Source organism: Prauserella salsuginis, from assembly GCF_024648885.1.
GTDB lineage: Bacteria > Actinomycetota > Actinomycetes > Mycobacteriales > Pseudonocardiaceae > Prauserella > Prauserella salsuginis.
The window spans coordinates 906307-921896 of record NZ_JANBBF010000008.1 but is presented as its reverse complement, the minus strand read 5'-3'; the positions used below and the strand labels follow the sequence as shown (position 1 = coordinate 921896).

15 protein-coding genes are annotated in these 15590 nt (G+C 72.5%); 6 read left to right on the top strand and 9 right to left on the bottom strand.

Annotation, left to right across the window (positions count from 1 at the left end):
* Positions 1-84 precede the first annotated feature (84 nt).
* Genes LY40_RS05760 through LY40_RS05735 form a run of 6 tightly spaced genes read right to left on the bottom strand, consistent with a single transcriptional unit; the run spans position 85 to position 5710 of the window.
* Positions 85-1125, bottom strand: coding sequence for a phosphotriesterase family protein (locus tag LY40_RS05760; RefSeq protein WP_183787220.1), 1041 nt, complete (start codon positions 1123-1125; stop codon positions 85-87).
* Positions 1122-2144 (bottom strand): ABC transporter permease, encoded by a 1023-nt coding sequence (locus tag LY40_RS05755; protein ID WP_183787219.1) that lies wholly within the window; start codon positions 2142-2144, stop codon positions 1122-1124. Before LY40_RS05755 ends, LY40_RS05760 begins: the two co-directional genes overlap by 4 nt.
* Positions 2141-2920, bottom strand: coding sequence for an ATP-binding cassette domain-containing protein (locus LY40_RS05750; protein WP_258936153.1), 780 nt, complete (start codon positions 2918-2920; stop codon positions 2141-2143). The genes LY40_RS05755 and LY40_RS05750 overlap by 4 nt, the downstream gene beginning before the upstream one ends.
* Positions 2917-3930: a substrate-binding domain-containing protein gene (locus tag LY40_RS05745; protein WP_258936152.1), complete on the bottom strand. Its 1014-nt coding sequence runs from the start codon at positions 3928-3930 to the stop codon at positions 2917-2919. Before LY40_RS05745 ends, LY40_RS05750 begins: the two co-directional genes overlap by 4 nt.
* Positions 3915-4859, bottom strand: coding sequence for a carbohydrate kinase family protein (locus LY40_RS05740; RefSeq protein WP_258936151.1), 945 nt, complete (start codon positions 4857-4859; stop codon positions 3915-3917). The genes LY40_RS05745 and LY40_RS05740 overlap by 16 nt, the downstream gene beginning before the upstream one ends.
* Complete coding sequence (locus LY40_RS05735) at positions 4856-5710, bottom strand: BtpA/SgcQ family protein (protein ID WP_258936150.1); 855 nt, start codon at positions 5708-5710, stop codon at positions 4856-4858. Before LY40_RS05735 ends, LY40_RS05740 begins: the two co-directional genes overlap by 4 nt.
* Before the next feature lie 283 nt (positions 5711-5993).
* Between LY40_RS05735 and LY40_RS05730 the strand changes: the two genes are divergently transcribed.
* From LY40_RS05730 to LY40_RS05705, 6 genes are all read left to right on the top strand, one after another.
* Complete coding sequence (locus LY40_RS05730; RefSeq protein WP_183787214.1) at positions 5994-7007, top strand: LacI family DNA-binding transcriptional regulator; 1014 nt, start codon at positions 5994-5996, stop codon at positions 7005-7007.
* Positions 7008-7137: 130 nt separating this feature from the next.
* Entirely contained in the window at positions 7138-7500 is a 363-nt protein-coding gene (locus LY40_RS05725) for a hypothetical protein (protein ID WP_258936149.1), read from the top strand.
* A complete protein-coding gene (locus tag LY40_RS05720; RefSeq protein ID WP_183787212.1) occupies positions 7501-8739 on the top strand; it encodes a putative T7SS-secreted protein in 1239 nt (412 codons plus the stop codon).
* 2 nt (positions 8740-8741) lie between these two features.
* Positions 8742-9728 (top strand): hypothetical protein, encoded by a 987-nt coding sequence (locus tag LY40_RS05715; RefSeq protein ID WP_258936148.1) that lies wholly within the window; start codon positions 8742-8744, stop codon positions 9726-9728.
* 116 nt (positions 9729-9844) lie between these two features.
* The gene (locus LY40_RS05710; protein WP_258936147.1) at positions 9845-10354 is read left to right on the top strand and encodes a YbaB/EbfC family nucleoid-associated protein; all 510 of its coding nucleotides are present in this window, start codon (positions 9845-9847) and stop codon (positions 10352-10354) included.
* 113 nt (positions 10355-10467) lie between these two features.
* A complete protein-coding gene (locus tag LY40_RS05705) occupies positions 10468-12573 on the top strand; it encodes an AfsR/SARP family transcriptional regulator (RefSeq protein WP_258936146.1) in 2106 nt (701 codons plus the stop codon).
* 61 nt (positions 12574-12634) lie between these two features.
* On the opposite strand, the gene LY40_RS05700 is transcribed toward LY40_RS05705, so the two are convergent.
* Genes LY40_RS05700 through LY40_RS05690 form a run of 3 tightly spaced genes read right to left on the bottom strand, consistent with a single transcriptional unit; the run spans position 12635 to position 15559 of the window.
* A complete protein-coding gene (locus LY40_RS05700) occupies positions 12635-13261 on the bottom strand; it encodes a response regulator (protein WP_308216668.1) in 627 nt (208 codons plus the stop codon).
* Positions 13262-13266: 5 nt separating this feature from the next.
* A complete protein-coding gene (locus LY40_RS05695) occupies positions 13267-14496 on the bottom strand; it encodes a hypothetical protein (protein WP_258936145.1) in 1230 nt (409 codons plus the stop codon).
* A complete protein-coding gene (locus LY40_RS05690) occupies positions 14489-15559 on the bottom strand; it encodes a sensor histidine kinase (RefSeq protein ID WP_258936144.1) in 1071 nt (356 codons plus the stop codon). The genes LY40_RS05695 and LY40_RS05690 overlap by 8 nt, the downstream gene beginning before the upstream one ends.
* Between the last annotated feature and the right edge of the window lie 31 nt (positions 15560-15590).

The window sequence follows — 15590 nt, the reverse complement described above, 5'->3', positions numbered from 1 at the left end:
GTGCGGGTTGGTAGGACAGCGGGTCTCGGTGGGGCAGCGGATCGGTGGAGAATCGGGCTGGTGGTACAGCGCGCCGGTGGGCCCTCAGCCGCCCGCGGCGGCCTCGAACAGCCGCGGCGGGTTGGCGCGCAGCAGCGCCGACGTCACGTCGGCGGGCACGCCGAGCTCGTGCAGGCGCGCGGTGAACAGTGTCGGGACGTACCGGAAACCGTTGCCGCCGTGCACGGTGAGCATGCTCTTGAGGAACACGTCGTGGCTGAGCAGCAGCCGGTCGCCGAATCCGTCGGTGATCAGTCCGGCGACCGCCCGTGCCGTGTCGGCGGGCGCGGGCGACTGGCCTTCACCGGGGTAGCGGAACGGCATGCCGATCATGTCGAACTCCAGCCACACGCCGCGCCGTGCGACCGACCGCTGGTAGTCGACGTCGTGGCCGGACGGGTCCATGTGGCACAACACGACGGCCCCGGGTGCCGCGCCGACCTCGTCGAGGACGATGTCGAGCACCTCGTGGGCCCGGCGCTGCCATCCCGGCAGGTGCACGTACAGCGGGACGCCGGCCTCGCGTTGCGCGACGGCGGCTGCGCGCAGCGCGAGACGTTCGGCGTCGGTGAAGGCGGGGGAGACGCCGATCTCGCCGATGACCCCGGGGGAGATGCCCGTGCCACCGGCCCCGCTCCGGAACTCGTCGAGCAGCGCTGCCGCCAGTCCAGATTCGTCCGTTGTGGACAGTCCGGGAGGATGGAAGTTCTCCAGGTACCAACCCGATCCCATGATGATCCGCACTCCGGTGCGTTCGGACAGTTCCTTGAGTACCAGCGGATCCCTGCCCAGGCCCGGTGGCGTGACGTCGACGACCGTGCCGCCGCCCGCCGCGGCGAACGCGGCCAGGTCGTCGGCCACCGGTCCCGGATCGTCCAGCGTGCAGTGGTCCAGGCACGCGTAGGGCTCCTCGCGCAGCAACCATGCGATCCGAGAATCGGTCTCGGCGTCACGCAACCACGCCAGCCCGGGGTCGGCGGGAGGGCCGACCGCGGCCCGCACGTCGTTGTGCAGATGCTCGTGCGTGAGGGTCAGCCCGAGCTGGGCGGCGGGCACCGGGCCGGTGACCGTGGTGACGGCGGTCATGTGCGCCGCGCCGTCAGGTGGGAGAACAGCTGGGCCAGCGACCGCCCGCGCAGGTTGATCCAGATCGCTGCGATCAGCACCAGACCCGTCACGATCGGCGTGAGGAACGGGCTCACACCCATCAACGTCAGGCCGTTGGCGATCATGCCGGTGATCAGTGCGCCGATCACGGTGCCGACGATCGTGCCGCGACCGCCGAACAGGTTCGTGCCGCCCAGCACCACCGCCGCGATCACCGTGAGCTCGAAGCCCTCCGCCGCGTTCGCGGATCCGGAACCGAGCCGCGCCGCCGTGAGAATGCCCGCCGCTCCCGCCGCGAGTCCCGTCAGCATCAGCGTGATCATCTTGATGCGGCGGGTGTTCACACCCGCACGGCGCACCGACTCCTCCTGTGCGCCGATGCCGTTGACGTAGCGGCCGAAGCGCATGCGCGACAACAGGATCCCGCCGACCACGGCGGTGGCCAGCGCGATCCACGCCAGCGCCGAGAACCCGAGGAACTCGGCCTCGCCGATTTTCGCGACGAACAGCCGCCGGTCGATGGGGACCGAGAATCCCTCCGTCCACAGCAGAGCGAATCCGCGGATGATCGACATCGCGGCGAGGGTGACGATGAACGGCGGGATGTTCTGGTACGCCGACAGCCAGCCGTTGACCGAACCCCAGAACAGGCCGGCCAGCAGACCCACCACGATGACGAGCGACGAATCGAGACCCAGCTGCAGCAGCTCGGCGGTCATCGCCGCGACGAACGCGACCGTGGAGCCGACCGACAGGTCGATTTGCCCCGTCGTGATCACGAACGTCATCGCGATCGCCACGATCAGCGTGATCGCCACCTGCGTCGCCAGGTTCGACATGTTGTCGAACGTCAGGAAGTTCGGCGACGCCAGGCCGAACCCGATGAACAGCGCCACCGTGACGCCGAGCATCGCGACGGTCGCCTTGTTCACCCGTTCCCACCACGACGGCTCCGCCGCCAGGTCCCGCTGCGGCGGGGACTCGACCTGCGTCGTCATGCGGCCTCCTCGGTCGTCGTGTTCGAGCGGGTGATCATCCCGACGAGCGTCTCGATGTCGAGGTCGGCGATCGCGGCGTCCTCCACGCTCCGCCCCTCGTACATCACCGTGATGCGGTCGCACACCTCGAACAGGTCCTGCAGCCGGTGGGTGATGAGGATGACGCCGACACCGCGGGCGGCGACCTCGCGGATCATGCGCAGCACCTGCCGCACCTCGGCGACCGCCAGGGCGGCCGTCGGCTCGTCGAGGATCAGCACCTTCGGCTGGAACGACACGGCGCGCGCGATCGCGACCGCCTGCCGTTGCCCGCCGGACAGCTCGCCGATCTCCTGGTGCGTCGAGCGCACCCGCACGTGCAATGTGGACAGCATCTCGGCGGCCTGCCGGTGCATCTCGCCGCGGTCGACGAACGGCCCCCGGCGCGGTTCCCTGCCGAGGAACAGGTTGCTGGCGACGTCGAGCGTGTCGCACAGGGCCAGGTCCTGATAGACGATGCCGATGTGCTCGCTGCGGGCGTCGGCAGGGCTGTGGAACCGCACCTGCCTGCCGCCCACGGTGATCGAGCCCGCGTCGTGCCGGATCGCCCCGGCCAGCACCTTCATCAGGGTGGACTTCCCCGCGCCGTTGTCGCCGACGAGGCCGAGCACCTCGCCTGCGCCCAGCCGGAGATCGACCCCGCGCAGTGACTGCACCGCGCCGAACGACTTCGTGATGCCCTCGAGCGTGACGAGCGTGTCGCCGGCCCGGGCATCGGTGCTCTCGTGACTCATCATCCCCGCTCCAGGTAGTAGAGGTACTCGGACACGTTCTCCGGGGTGACGATCTGGGTCGGCACCGGAACGTCCGCGGGCACGTCGCGTCCGCAGACCAGGTCGATCGCCGCGTTCATCGACTGATAGCCGAACTCGAACGTGTTCTGCTGCACGACGCCCTTGATCCAGCCTGCGCGCAGCCCGTCGACCGCCTGTGCCGACAGGTCCCAGCCGACGACCTCGATGTCGTCGCTGCGCTGTTGGCTCGCGACCGCCGCGGCGAGGCCGATGAGTGCCGGTTCGCCGGTCGCGTAGGCGTACGGCAGATCGGGATTCCCGGTGAGCAGGTTCTCGGCCACGGTCTGGGCCTGCTCCTGGATGTTGCGCCCGTCCACGACGTGCCGGATCGCCATGCCGCCCTCGGTCACACGGTCGGTGAAACCCTTCTGCCGTTGGAGCTGCACGGTGCTGTTGAGCGCACCCACGATCCCGACGTCGCCGTCGCCGCCGCTGAGTTTCAGCAGCTGCTCGCCGAGTTGCCGGCCGCCTTCGACGTTCGCCGTGCCCACCTGCGTCGATACCGCCTCGTCGTCGACGACGGCGTCGACGGCGACCACCGGCACCCCGGCGGCGTCGGCCCGGCGGATCGCGGGCCTGATGCCGTCGGTGTCGACCGCGTCGACGATGATCGCGTCGAAGTTGTTGGCCACGAGGTCGTCGATCGCGTTCGCCTGCTTCTGCGAATCGTCGTCCCCGTTGACGACCTGCACGTCGACCCCAGCCTGCTGGGCGACGTCCTCGGCGCCGGTGATGATCTGGTTGAAGAACAGCGCCTGCAGGTTGATCGGCACGACGCCGATCTTCGGCCGGCCCCCGTCGACCTCGCAGGATTCGGCCACCTCGGACGGCGGGGGCGGGCCCTGCTGCTGCGCGCGCGCCTCTGCCGCCATTTCGCGCCTCGCCGCGGTGTCGCAGGCCGTGGCGACGAGCAGTACCCCCAGTGCGGCGAGCGCGATCAGCTTGCGTCGCATGGTGTTCGCTCCTTTCCGGGTGAACCGGTGTCCGGGCCGGATCCGCCGGCTTCGAGACGGGACAGCACCGCGGCGCGGTACGGAAGTCCGGCGCGCGCACCCGCGCGCGTGCAGGACAGGCCCGCGGCCACGGCCGCGAACCGGGCGGCGCTCGCGGGCGAGGCGTCGCGTGCGAGTTCGGTGCAGTAGGCGCCGACGAAGCAGTCGCCAGCGCCCGTCGAGTCCACAACGGACACGTCGATCGGCGGTATCTGCTGCGGCGGTCCTTCCGGCGGGACGAGTAGCGCCCCGCGGCCGCCGTCGGTGACGACCACGTGGACGTCGTGGCGCTGGGCCAGCTGCGCCCAGGCGTCGTCGTCGCCGAGCAGCGCGGTCGCCTGGGTGCGCCCGAGCACGACGTGCTCGGCGGCGCCGAGCGCGGCGATTGCCGCGGACCGGGTCTCGCAGCCGTCGAGATCGACCACCACCCGCGCCCTGTCCGGCAGGACCGACGCGGCGCTGTCCGGCAGGACCGACGCGGCGTCGGGAAAGCGGTAGCCGTCCAGGTAGAGCCAGCCGCCGGCCGCTTGCCTGGCCGCCTCGGCGATGTCGGTGCCGTCGAGGTCGTCGTCCTGGCTGATGATCGACCGTTCCCCGTCCGGGGTGAGCAGTACGAGCGCGGTCGTCAGCTGCGCGTTCCGGCGCGTCGGGCTCACGTCGACGCCGTCGGCGGCGAGGGTGTCGAGGAAGGCCGTCGACAGGGCGTCGGCACCGACCGCACCGGCGAACCGGGCGTCGGCGCCGAGGCGGGCGGCGGCGGCCGCGGCGTTGGCCGCCATGCCGCCGTCGCCCCGCTCGACCGCCACGGCCTGGATCCGCTGCCCTGCGGCGGGCAGGGCCGGCACCGCTGCCGTGACGTCGCTGTTGGCGTACCCGCAGAACACGATCACGGCAGAACCGCGCCCGCCCGCTCGGCTGCCGTGGTCAGTTCGCGGACCTTGGCCGGATCGACCCGGCCCCACCAGCGGCCGTTGTCTTTCACCGACGAGGCCACGATGACGCCGTCGCAGGCGGGCAGCAGCTCGCCGATGTTGCCCGCGGTGATTCCGGAGCCGATGACGACGGGCAGGCTCGTGTGCTCCTTGATGCCGGCCACCTCGTCGACGGCCGCGGCGTCCCCGGTGCGGGAACCGGTGGCGATGAGCACGTCGGCGTCGAAGAACTCGGCGTCCTCGGTCTGCTCGGCCAGTGTCCGGTCGGCGACGATCGCATGGGCGCCGTGCTTGACGTGGACGTCGGCGAACACCTTGACCGGGCCCGCGCCGATGCGGCTGCGGTAGCGCGTGGCGTCGGCAGCCTGGCCTTCGATGATGCCCTCGTTGGCGACGTAGGCGTTGGCCCACTGGTTGACCCGCACGAACCCGCCGCCGCCGGACCAGGCGGAGGCGATCGCGCACTCGGCGGCGTTGGACAGCACGCTCACGCCGACGCCGCCGTCTGTCGCGTCGCGCACCGCGGCGGTGACGACGGCCATCGCGGCCGACGTTTCGTAGCCGTGTCTTCCGGGCTTCGGGAACGGGATGTCCCAGTGGTTCTCCACGATGACGCCGTGGCATCCGCCGTCGAGGTAGGCGCGGGCCTCTTCCACGGCGAACGTGCGGATGTCGGCCATCGGGGCTCCGGTGTAGTGCGGACTGCCGGGCAGGGCGGGCAGGTGCACGACGCCGATCACGACCTTGTCGGTGCCGAACAGCTCACGCAGGGCGTGCGGTTTGGGAGGGAAGACTCCGAGAGTGCTCATCTGTGCTCTCTGTGCTCGGTGGGCGGGGATGCTCGGGGAAGTGGGTTCGGCGACCACGGCTTCGACACGGCCGCCGACGGGTGTGCACCGCGGGAACGGTGACTCGGGTGTGCAACTGACTTCGGTCTGCAACTGACTCCGGTGGGCAAGTCGTGTAATCGATTGCCAGCGAATTGCGGAGTACGTTAGAGAGGCTTTCAGTGGAAGGTCAATGGTCTAGCCTGGACTCGTGCCAGGGGAACCGATTAAGTTCCGGTTTCACCCACGACGGAGAGGTAAACGATTGCACCGGGTCACCATCGCGGACGTTGCCCGCCGCGCCGGAGTCTCGACGGCCACGGTCTCCCGTGCGCTGTCGGGCGGGCGCAAGGTCTCGTCGGACGTCGCCGAACGGGTCCGGGCGGCCGCCACGGAGCTCGGCTACGAGGTGAACCCGATCGCGCGGGCGCTGCGGGTGAGCCGCACCGACACCGTCGGCATGGTGGTGCCGAGCATCCGGAATCCCTTCTTCACCGCGCTGGTGGAGAGCGTCGAGCATGCGCTCGGGGCCGACGGCAAGGAACTACTGCTCTGCGACGCCCAGTCCGACCCCGACACCGAGGCCAAGCGCCTGGACGCCCTCGTGACCCGCAACGTCGACGGCATCATCGTCAGCCCGTGCCACGGCACCGACAGCACCGCCGCGGTGCAGCGGACCGCCGAACGCCTGCCGCTCGTGCAGCTCGACCGCTTCGTCGGCGGGACCAGCACCGACTGGGTCGGGGTGGACGACATGGCGGCGATGCGTGCCGTCCTGGACCACGTCCGGGCCGGCGGCGCGCGCTCGGCCGCCTACCTCGGTGCGCGGCTGACGAACTCGTCGAGCGAGTTGCGCCACGCCGGGTTCGGCCGGCACGCCGAAGAGTTCGACCTCGCCACGGATCCACAGTGGACCTTGCTCGGCGACTACAGCGTGGAGTGGGGCGAACGGGCGGTGGGCCTGCTGCACGACGCCGGGCAGCTGCCGGACGCGCTGGTGTGCGCCGACGACCTGATCGCGCTCGGTGCCGTGCGTGCCTGTCGCACCAGGGGAATCGCCGTCCCCGATCAGGTCCAGGTCACCGGGTTCGACAACATCGAGTTCACCCGCCTGGCCGAGCCGCCGCTGACCACTGTGGACCAGCCGACCCGGCGCATCGCCGACGAGGCGGTACGGCTGCTGGCCGACGCAGCCGGCGGCGGGTCCGCCACGCGCGACGCCGCACACGTCGCCCTGGTGCCGAAGCTCGTCGTGCGGGACAGCACGCGCGCAGGCTGATCGCGCCCGTGTGACGGCCGAACCACCGGCGAACCACCGGGAAACCACCACGCCCCGGCAGCATCGCGCGCAGCGCGGCAACCCACGGGTCCGCCGCGCCAGGCGGAGCCGACGAGGCACAGGGGATGGCATGGCTGGTTTCGGGGCGGTGCCCGACGAACTGCGGCTGACCGCGGGCCGGATCGCCGAGACGGTGGAGCGGGCGGCGGACGTCGCCTGGCACGGACCCGGTGGCGACTACGGGCACAGCGACATCCAGTCGGCGTGGGCCGGCTTCATGGCGGACGTCGAACAGCAGCTGCGCTCGCTCCGGGAGCGGGCCGACGAGCACGGCAGCGGATTGCGCGATGCCGCCGACCGGTACCTGGAGCAGGAACAGGAAGGCCTGAGCGTCTTCTCCGGGTTGCAGGAAGCCGTGGCACAGGCTCCGCAGGCACCCGCGTCCGGCGGGCAGCCGGGCCGGATCGCGAGTGTGCTGGACGGGGGACGGTAGATGGTCGCTCAGCTCGGGCAGACGACGGATCCGAAGCAGCTCGTTCCGGGGCACCCGGAGCAGATCGCCGAGGATCTGCGGCAGATCGTCGGCAACCTCGGCACCGTCGGCGAGGTCGGCGGCCTGCTGGGGCAGATCGATCCGCAGCACTGGATCGGCGAGGCGAGCACCATGTTCCGCGACGCGTTCGGCGCCGAACCGCCGAAGTGGACGGAACTGGTCGACACGGTCGCCAGGGGAGGGCAGACGCTCGCGGACTTCGCAGACGTGCTGGCCTGGGGGCAGGGCGAGGCGCAGCGCGCGATCGAGCTGCACACCCAGGCCCAGGCGGCCGGGCGCGCCGCGACGGCGCAGCACCAGATGCACGCTGCGGCGGGCGCGCCGGCGCCGCAGGCCGACCCGGGCGGCGGGCTGTTGGCCGAGGCGCAGGCCGTGCTCGACCACGCGCGGCAACGCGTCGACGCGGCCGGCACGCAGCTGGCCTCGACGCTCGGGCTGCAGCCCGACGGGCAGGGCGGCTACAGCCGGGAGCATGAACGGGTCCGGGAACGTCGGATCGATCGGCCGTGGGGCGGTCAGCAGGGACTGAAAGAGGATCCCGTCGCGCGGCTGGTCGACACGCTCGGCATCCAGCTGCCCAGTGCGAGCGCGCAGGCAGCAGCGGGCGTGAGTGTCGCCGAGGGCGAGATCGGCGGCGAATTCGACACGAGCGTGGTCGGGGGTCAGGGCATGCTCGGCGGTTCCCTGCTCGGAGCATCCGCCGATGCCGAGGCGACGGCCGACGCCACCGGTGCGTCGCTGGGCGCCGGGGCCGAGGCACATGCCGCCCGGGGCAGTGCCGAAGGCGGCCTCGACGCCGGTCCACTCGGCGTCAACGGCCACGCCAACGCGGCGGTCGAGGCGGCGGCCAACGCCAACGCCGACGTCGGCCTGACCGGTATCGACATCGGTGCCGACGCGTTCGCCGGCGGACGGGCGGACGTCGGCGCCGCCGTCGAGGTCGCCGGTGTCGAAGCCGGTGTCAACGCCGAGGGCTGGGCCGGCGCGGGCGCCGAGGCCGGTGCCGCGTTCGGCATGGGTGAGGACGGCAAGTTCCACGTCGGCGGCGACCTCGGGATCGGGCTCGGACTGGGCGGCAGGCTCGGCGGCGGGATCGCCATCGACCCCGCCCAGGTCACCGAATCCGTCACCGGAGCGGCCGACACCGTCGGCTCGATGGTGCGCGACCTGGGCTGGTGACGATGCTGCCGGTTCCGATCGAATTCATCCTGCCCGACGGGTGGCGCTCGGTGCCGCCTGCGCAGGCCGGCGCCCCGGACACGGAATTCCTGGCGGTGCACCCCGGTTCGAGTGCGGGCTTCACCGCGACGATCGCCGTGACCGGCGGGGTGCGCGAGGACGGTGCGGGTCTCGACGAGCTCGCCGACGAGACCGCGCACCGTCTCGCCGGGACGGCGGCCGCGGTCACGGTCGGCAGGCGCGAACGTGCCGGCGGCCGCACCAGCGGCAGCCTCACGCAGGCGCTCGGCGTGCGGGTGCGCACCGGTGGCGAGCTCACCGACCTGGCTCAGCTGCAGACCTTCCTCACGGTCGCCGAGCGCACGGGTACCGGGCGGCTGCTCGTCGTGAACATCGTGATGACGGCCACGCCCGCACAGTTGGCCGAACTGATCGGCGACTTCCAGGCCTTCGTCGCGGGCATCCGGCCGGACCTGTCGGGCTCGCCCCGTTCGTCGGCTGCCCAGGGGCCTGCCACCGCGCCGGGTCCGGCCGTTCCCGAATCGCCGGCTCCAGGAACACCGCCTGCCGAGCCACCGTCTCCGGGGTCGCCGTCCGCCTGGCCCCGACCTCCGGCGCCGCCACGACCTCCGGCGCCGCAGCGGCCCCCTGCCTCGCCACGGCCACGACCGGCTCCCGGGGCGCCGGGTGCGCCCGCCCAGCGGCCGTCACCCCAGCGCCCCTCATACCAGCGCCCCTCATCCCAGTCGCCGTCTCCGCCGGCCCCGCCGCCGGCCCCTCCGCAACCGCACGCTCCGCAGCCGCAGTTTCCGCAGCGGCACTCCACCCCGCCGCAGAGCACCGGAGAGGGCAGGCACCGCGCGCCCGGCGGGCCGGGGGAGCGCGGGATCCCGCGACCGATGCCGCGTCCTCCCGCGCCTCGCGACCGCCCCGCCGCGGCGCCGCATCCGCCGCCGCGGCGGCCTGGCCGGCATCGCAGGGACCCCTGACCGGCGGGCCACCGTTGCCGTGCCGGTCCGGCACCCGCAGGTGGCATTCGGCAAGGACAGGACTGCGTGGATCCGCCCACGCGCGACCCCGGCACACGGCGAGGAGGTACAGGGACGTGACCGATCCCGGGCAGGATCTGATGCGCCGCATCGAGGCGATCGACACGGCGGCGGCCGACAACGCGCGGGCCGCGGAGGCGTACCGGCAGGTCACCGAGGAACTCGCCGAGGTGACCGGTACGGCGACCTCGGCGGACGGCGTCGTCACGGTGGTCGCGACCGCGGACGGCGGCGTCAGCCGCGTGACGTTCACCGGCGGTGTCGGCGACGTCGCGCCGGAGGCGCTGTCGGCGTCGGTGACACACACGATCGCGCAGGCCCGCTACGCCGCGGCGCGGCAGCAGGCCGAGGTGGTGCGACGCGGTTTCGGCGACACCGACCTGCTCGACCGCGTCCTGGACGCCGACGAGCGGGTGTTCGGCGACCGCAGACCCGCCGACCCGGGGCCGTCGCCGGAACCGCAGCACGTCTCGCAGGCACCGCCACCGGTCCGACCGGGTCGCCGTGACCGCCGACCGGAACCGGATGACTACTCGGAGTTCTCCTACCTGCGCCGTGGTCGCTGATCTGGACGATTTTGTAGGCAGTTCTACCGACAAACCCTTCCGGTGCGTGTCGTTAGCGTCGGCGACGCACCGGGCGACCGGCCGGTGGCCATCACGTTCAGGTGGGGGACACGATGACGTCGATCGACATCGGCATGCTCGGGGAACTGGATGTGCGCGTGGCCGGCGCACCGGTGCTCATTCCGGGTGGCAAACAGCGACTCCTGCTCGCGGCGCTCGCGCTCCGCGCGGGGCGGCTGCTGACCACCGAGGAGCTCATCGACCGGGTGTGGGACGAGGATCCCCCCGAGACGGCGCGCACGACCCTGCGCGGCTACGTCAAACGGTTGCGGACCGGGTTCTCCCGCGCCGGGTCCGGCACCGCCATCGAGGCGGTCTCCGGTGGATACCGGCTCTGCGTGTGCCCGGGGGACATCGACCTGGAGCGGTTCCGGGCGTCGCGGCGGAAGGCGGCCGAGGCGTCCGCTCCGGCCACGGCCTGGCGGAACGGAGCCGGCGATCACGCGGCGCGCGGTGCGGCCGCGGGCAGGCGCGGCCGCACCGAGGAACTCGGACGGTTGCAGGACGCGCTGGGACAGTGGCGCGGACGGGCGTTGAGCGGACTCGAACCGATGCCGTGGGTCACGAGCGCGGCCGATGCGGCGGAGGAGGAGTACCTCCAGGTCTGCGAACGCCGCGCGGAACTGCGGCTCGAACTCGGCCAGGCGGAGCGCGCCGTGTCCGAACTACGTCCGCTCACCAGTGCGCATCCGCACCGGGAGAGCCTGTGGACGCGGCTGCTGCTGGCGCTGCACCACAGCGGCCGAACCGCCGAGGCGCTGCTCACCTACGACGAGGTGCGGCGCATGCTGGCCGACGGCCTCGGCGTCGAACCCTGTGCGAGCCTGCGGGGCGTGCACGAGCGGCTGCTCCGCGAGGACGGCCCGCAGCGTGCCCCGTCCGTGGGGAGCGGCAGGCCCGCCACGACCCCGCCCGCCGAAACCCCGCCCGCCGCAACGCCGCCCGGTCCGAACTCGCCCGCCGCTGCGGCGCCTGCTCCGAAGCCGCCCGTTCCGGCATCGGCTCCCGCGGCGTCGCCGGGCAGTGACCACGACCCCGCCCTCACCGTCGGCACGGCCATCCCCGGCGGCACCGGCACCTCAAGCAACACCGACACCCCCGGCGGCACCGACACCGACGTCGCCGCCGATGCCTGGACCGGCTCGCTGAGCGGGGCGGTCGCGGTGGCCGATGCGGCTCACCCGTTGCCCGGCAGGCGAAAGGAACTGGCCGTGCTCGATGGTGCGCTCGGCCGGGGGAGAGCGCGGCTCGTCGTCGTCGACGGTCCGGCAGGTGTCGGCAAGACGGCGCTGGTCTCCCACTGGGTGAGCGCGGCAGCGGCGGAGACGTCCCAGCCACGCTTTCCGGGCGGCGTGCTGCACGTGGACCTGCGCGGATTCGACACCGAACCCCCGCTGACGACGGCCGAGGCGCTGACCGATCTGCTCGTCCAGGCCGGCTGCGAGGTGGGTGAGCTCCCCGCCGAACCGGTGGCGCTAGCCGCGTTGCTGCGCCGGGTGACCACGCGGAACCGCACGCTCGTCGTGCTCGACAACGCCAGGGACGCCGAGGCCGCCCGGCCGCTGCTGCCGGGCGGCACGTCGGCCGCGGTCGTCACCAGCCGGAACCAGCTGCGCGGGCTGGTCGCCCGTGAGGGCGCGGTGCGGGTGAGCGTGCCGCCGCTGGGACCGCAGGACGGGGCGCGCGTGCTGGCCGCGTGCACCGGTGCCGCTGCCGGGGACCCGGCCGACGTCTACGAGTTGGTGGACCTGTGCGACGGACTGCCGTTGGCGCTGCGGATCGCCGCCGAGGAACTCACCCACGGTGGGGACTCGGATCCGGCGCGGCTCGTGGGCAGGCTGGCGGCCGAAGCGACCCGGCTCGACCAGCTCGACGCAGGGGACGAGGCCACCAGCATGCGTGCGGTGCTGACGCGGGCGCACGCGCAGCTCACCCCGCAACAGGCCGAACTGCTGCACATGCTGGCAGCCGGGGGGAAGCTGGACTTCGACGTCGACGACGTCGCAGGCCTCACCGGTCGTGGCCGGAACGAGGCGCGGACGCTGGTGCGCGGACTCGTCATGGTGAACCTCGTCGCCCAGCGCGGCCCGGACACCTTCCGGCTCGGTGACCTGAACCGGCTCGCCACCGTCGAGTGGCGGCCGTCGGACGTCCGGTGATCGTGCGTCTGGGGGTGGCACGATCACCGGACGGTCCGCCTCCGGTACCGGCTCGGCCGGATCAGAGGTCGTCGACGTTGATCAGGCCGTCCTGAATGGCCCGCGCGACCAGGGCGGCCTTGCTGCGCGCGGGCCTGCCCGCGTTGGCGTATTTCAGCCGCACGCGGTCGAGGTAGGTCGTGACGGTCTTCGGCGACAGGTTCAGCCGCTGGGCCACGAGGTCCCGTGACTCGGACTGGAACCACTCGACCAGCACTTCCTCCTCGCGGATCGACAGTTTCGGCCGATCCGAGCTGGTGTTGGCCGACAGGGCACCGGCCAGCGCGGGTGGGGTGTACGGGCGGTTCCGGGCGGCGGCCAACGTGGCGGACACGAGGTGATCGGCGCCCTCGGTCTTGGTCAGGAAGGTCACGGCGCCCAGATCGAGGCAGGTCAGCGCGGTCTGCTCGTCGTCGCGCATGGTGTAGACGATGACGTTCCTGCCCGCGTCGACGAGGCGGCGCAGCTCACCGAACGCCGGCGTGGTCTGGCCCGCCAGCTGCAGGTCGAACACCACGACATCCGCGGCGTCGCCCGGCGGCAGCCACGCGGTCTTCGAGGTCGCGCCGCTCGCCACGACCCGCAGCGGCTCCGCGGCGGCGGCATACCACTGCTCGATGCCGACCAGCATCGCAGGATGATCGTCCACGACCGTCACGGTGATTTCGTCCGCCATACCGCCTCTACCCAGAGCTTCCCGTTCTTCGTAGTGGTCGTGGTCTCGGTGCGGGTCCGTTGTTCGGCGTCGATCGCCGCGCCGATCTCGGCGGGGGCGTCGGCCACGACACTCACGCGGACCGCTGCCTGCGTGCGCATCACTGTGGCACGGGCCGTGGTGCGCGCCGACGCGAGCACCGCCGCCGCGGCCGCCACCAGTTCCTGCCGCACCGGCTGCGGCACCGGCCGGATCTCACCGCGTACCGCGAGCTGCACCGACACGCCCTGCCGCTCGGCCACGTCGATTCCCGCACGCAGCTCGTGGAGCAGCGGGTCGGACACCTCGTCGGTCTCGGCGAACAGCTGGCGCATACGGGCCGTTTCGATGGCTGCGCGCCGGCGCACCGTCTCGTCGCCCGGGTCGAGCGCACCGTAGGCCAGGCCGGTGAGCAGTGGGACGGTCGTGTCGAGAAGCCGGGCGTAGCGGGCCTGGTGGTCGCGGTGCGTGGCCTCGGCGATCTCCTCCGCGGTGCGGGTGCGCTCCTCGCGTTCGGCAGCCTCGCCCGCGTCGGACGCGGTGTGGTGCAGCACCACGGCGAGCAGGGCCACTGCGAGCTCCAACCCGAACACCGACACCGCCACCATGCCCATCTGGACCGTGATGTACCGCTCGGGCACGCCCTTGAGCAGCACCTCGATGAGAGTGACCAGCGCATGGCACGCGAAGAACGCCGCGATCGTGCGCATGCGCATGCGCAGCAGCAGGGCGAGGATGTACCAGCCCGCGATGCCGAACGACCAGTCGTCGGCGACGAGGAGCAGGTCGGGCGGAATCGGTATCGACGCCAGGGCGGAGGCGGCCACGCACACGCCGCACAGTGCGAACGCTAGCGGACGGGGCATCGGCCTGGGGCGCAGCAGGCCTGCCGCGGCAGTCACGGCGACGCCCGCCAGCATGACGAACGCGACCAGCTCGGTCCACCACGGACCGAAGCGGTCGCGGTTGGCGATCAGCTGGGGCAGGCAACTGGTGAGCTGCACCGCCACACCGACGAGCAGCACCGCGGATTGTGCGCCCCGTACCAGCCGGTCCCGCACCTGCTCGGCCGTCTGCCCGAGCGGCGGGGACGCCTCCGGCGACGGCGGATCCGGTGGGTGCGCAGTCGAGGCGGGCCAAGGAGCGGGTACCGGACCGGTCGCGGACGTGGCGGTGGCGTGGTCAGTCATACCAGCTCCAGCGGACCGTCGTGCCGTGGCCGGGAGCGGATTCGATCACGGCGGTGCCGCCGGCGTCGGTCATGCGCCCTGAGATCGACTCGCTCGTGCCGTGGTGGTGGTCGCCGACGGTGGCGGGATCGAAGCCGCTGCCGGCGTCGGCCAGTGTGACCTCGACCGCGCCCGCCGAACGCTGCACCCGCAGGTGGGCTTCGGTCACGCCGGAGTGGCGGGCCACGTTCTCCACCGCTTCGCGTACCCCGTGGGAGATCGCCAGGGCCGGCCGCGCGGGCAACGGCAGTGTGTCCGGAACGTCCCAGCTCACGTCGACGAGTGGGTGCGCGGTCGCCTGGCGGAGCAGGACCGGGAGGTCGACGGTGCCCTGGCGGGTTCCCGGCGGCGTGGGAACGGTGGTGATCGCGTCGAGGTCCCGGCGTGCGCGATCGGGCAGCCACGAGCCCTGGGGCGCACCGGCGCCGAGGGACACCATCATCAGCGTGGCGCTGGCCGTGTCGTGCAGCGTGGCGAGGTACTCGCGTTCGGTGCTGCGGCGGGCCGCGGCGACCTGGGCGGCGCGCCGTTGCGCGGCCGCCCGTTCCCGCCCGCGATCGGCCGCACGGGCGCGGGACCGGATCAGCAGGAACACAGAGCGCGACAGCAGGGCGTCGAGCAGCAGCCTGACCCCGAACAGTGCTGCGTCGGCCAGCGGGCGCACCATCGCCGCACCGGCGACGTAGGAACCGGCGGCGACGACGGTGACCAGCAAGGCGAGCCGGGGCCGGGTGGGCAGTTCGAACTGGATGCTGATACTCGTGATGCTCGCGACCGCGAACGCCCAGCCGTTGTACGCGCCGATGGCCGTCCAGGGCTGGGTGAGTTCCACGGCCGGCAGCGCGACGAGCGCCGCGGCGACGACCCTGGCCGGAACGGCGTGGTGCGGGGCCCGCCACGTCCACCACGCAGACAGTCCGCACCATGCCGTGACGACTGCGGCGACCAGCACCGCCGGTTCGTAGCGGTCCGGCACGCCGATCATGGCGAGCGCGGTGCAGGCGAGTACCACGGCGATCCGCACGCCGACGGCGTAGCGGCGGAAGGCGGCGTAC

Coding starts and splice junctions, on each gene's coding strand:
- LY40_RS05750 (WP_258936153.1), bottom strand. CDS start 2,920: ATGATGAGTCACGAGAGCACCGATGCCCGGGCCGGCGACACGCTCGTC.
- LY40_RS05720 (WP_183787212.1), top strand. CDS start 7,501: ATGGTCGCTCAGCTCGGGCAGACGACGGATCCGAAGCAGCTCGTTCCG.
- LY40_RS05725 (WP_258936149.1), top strand. CDS start 7,138: ATGGCTGGTTTCGGGGCGGTGCCCGACGAACTGCGGCTGACCGCGGGC.
- LY40_RS05755 (WP_183787219.1), bottom strand. CDS start 2,144: ATGACGACGCAGGTCGAGTCCCCGCCGCAGCGGGACCTGGCGGCGGAG.
- LY40_RS05695 (WP_258936145.1), bottom strand. CDS start 14,496: ATGACTGACCACGCCACCGCCACGTCCGCGACCGGTCCGGTACCCGCT.
- LY40_RS05745 (WP_258936152.1), bottom strand. CDS start 3,930: ATGCGACGCAAGCTGATCGCGCTCGCCGCACTGGGGGTACTGCTCGTC.
- LY40_RS05705 (WP_258936146.1), top strand. CDS start 10,468: ATGACGTCGATCGACATCGGCATGCTCGGGGAACTGGATGTGCGCGTG.
- LY40_RS05760 (WP_183787220.1), bottom strand. CDS start 1,125: ATGACCGCCGTCACCACGGTCACCGGCCCGGTGCCCGCCGCCCAGCTC.
- LY40_RS05735 (WP_258936150.1), bottom strand. CDS start 5,710: ATGAGCACTCTCGGAGTCTTCCCTCCCAAACCGCACGCCCTGCGTGAG.
- LY40_RS05715 (WP_258936148.1), top strand. CDS start 8,742: ATGCTGCCGGTTCCGATCGAATTCATCCTGCCCGACGGGTGGCGCTCG.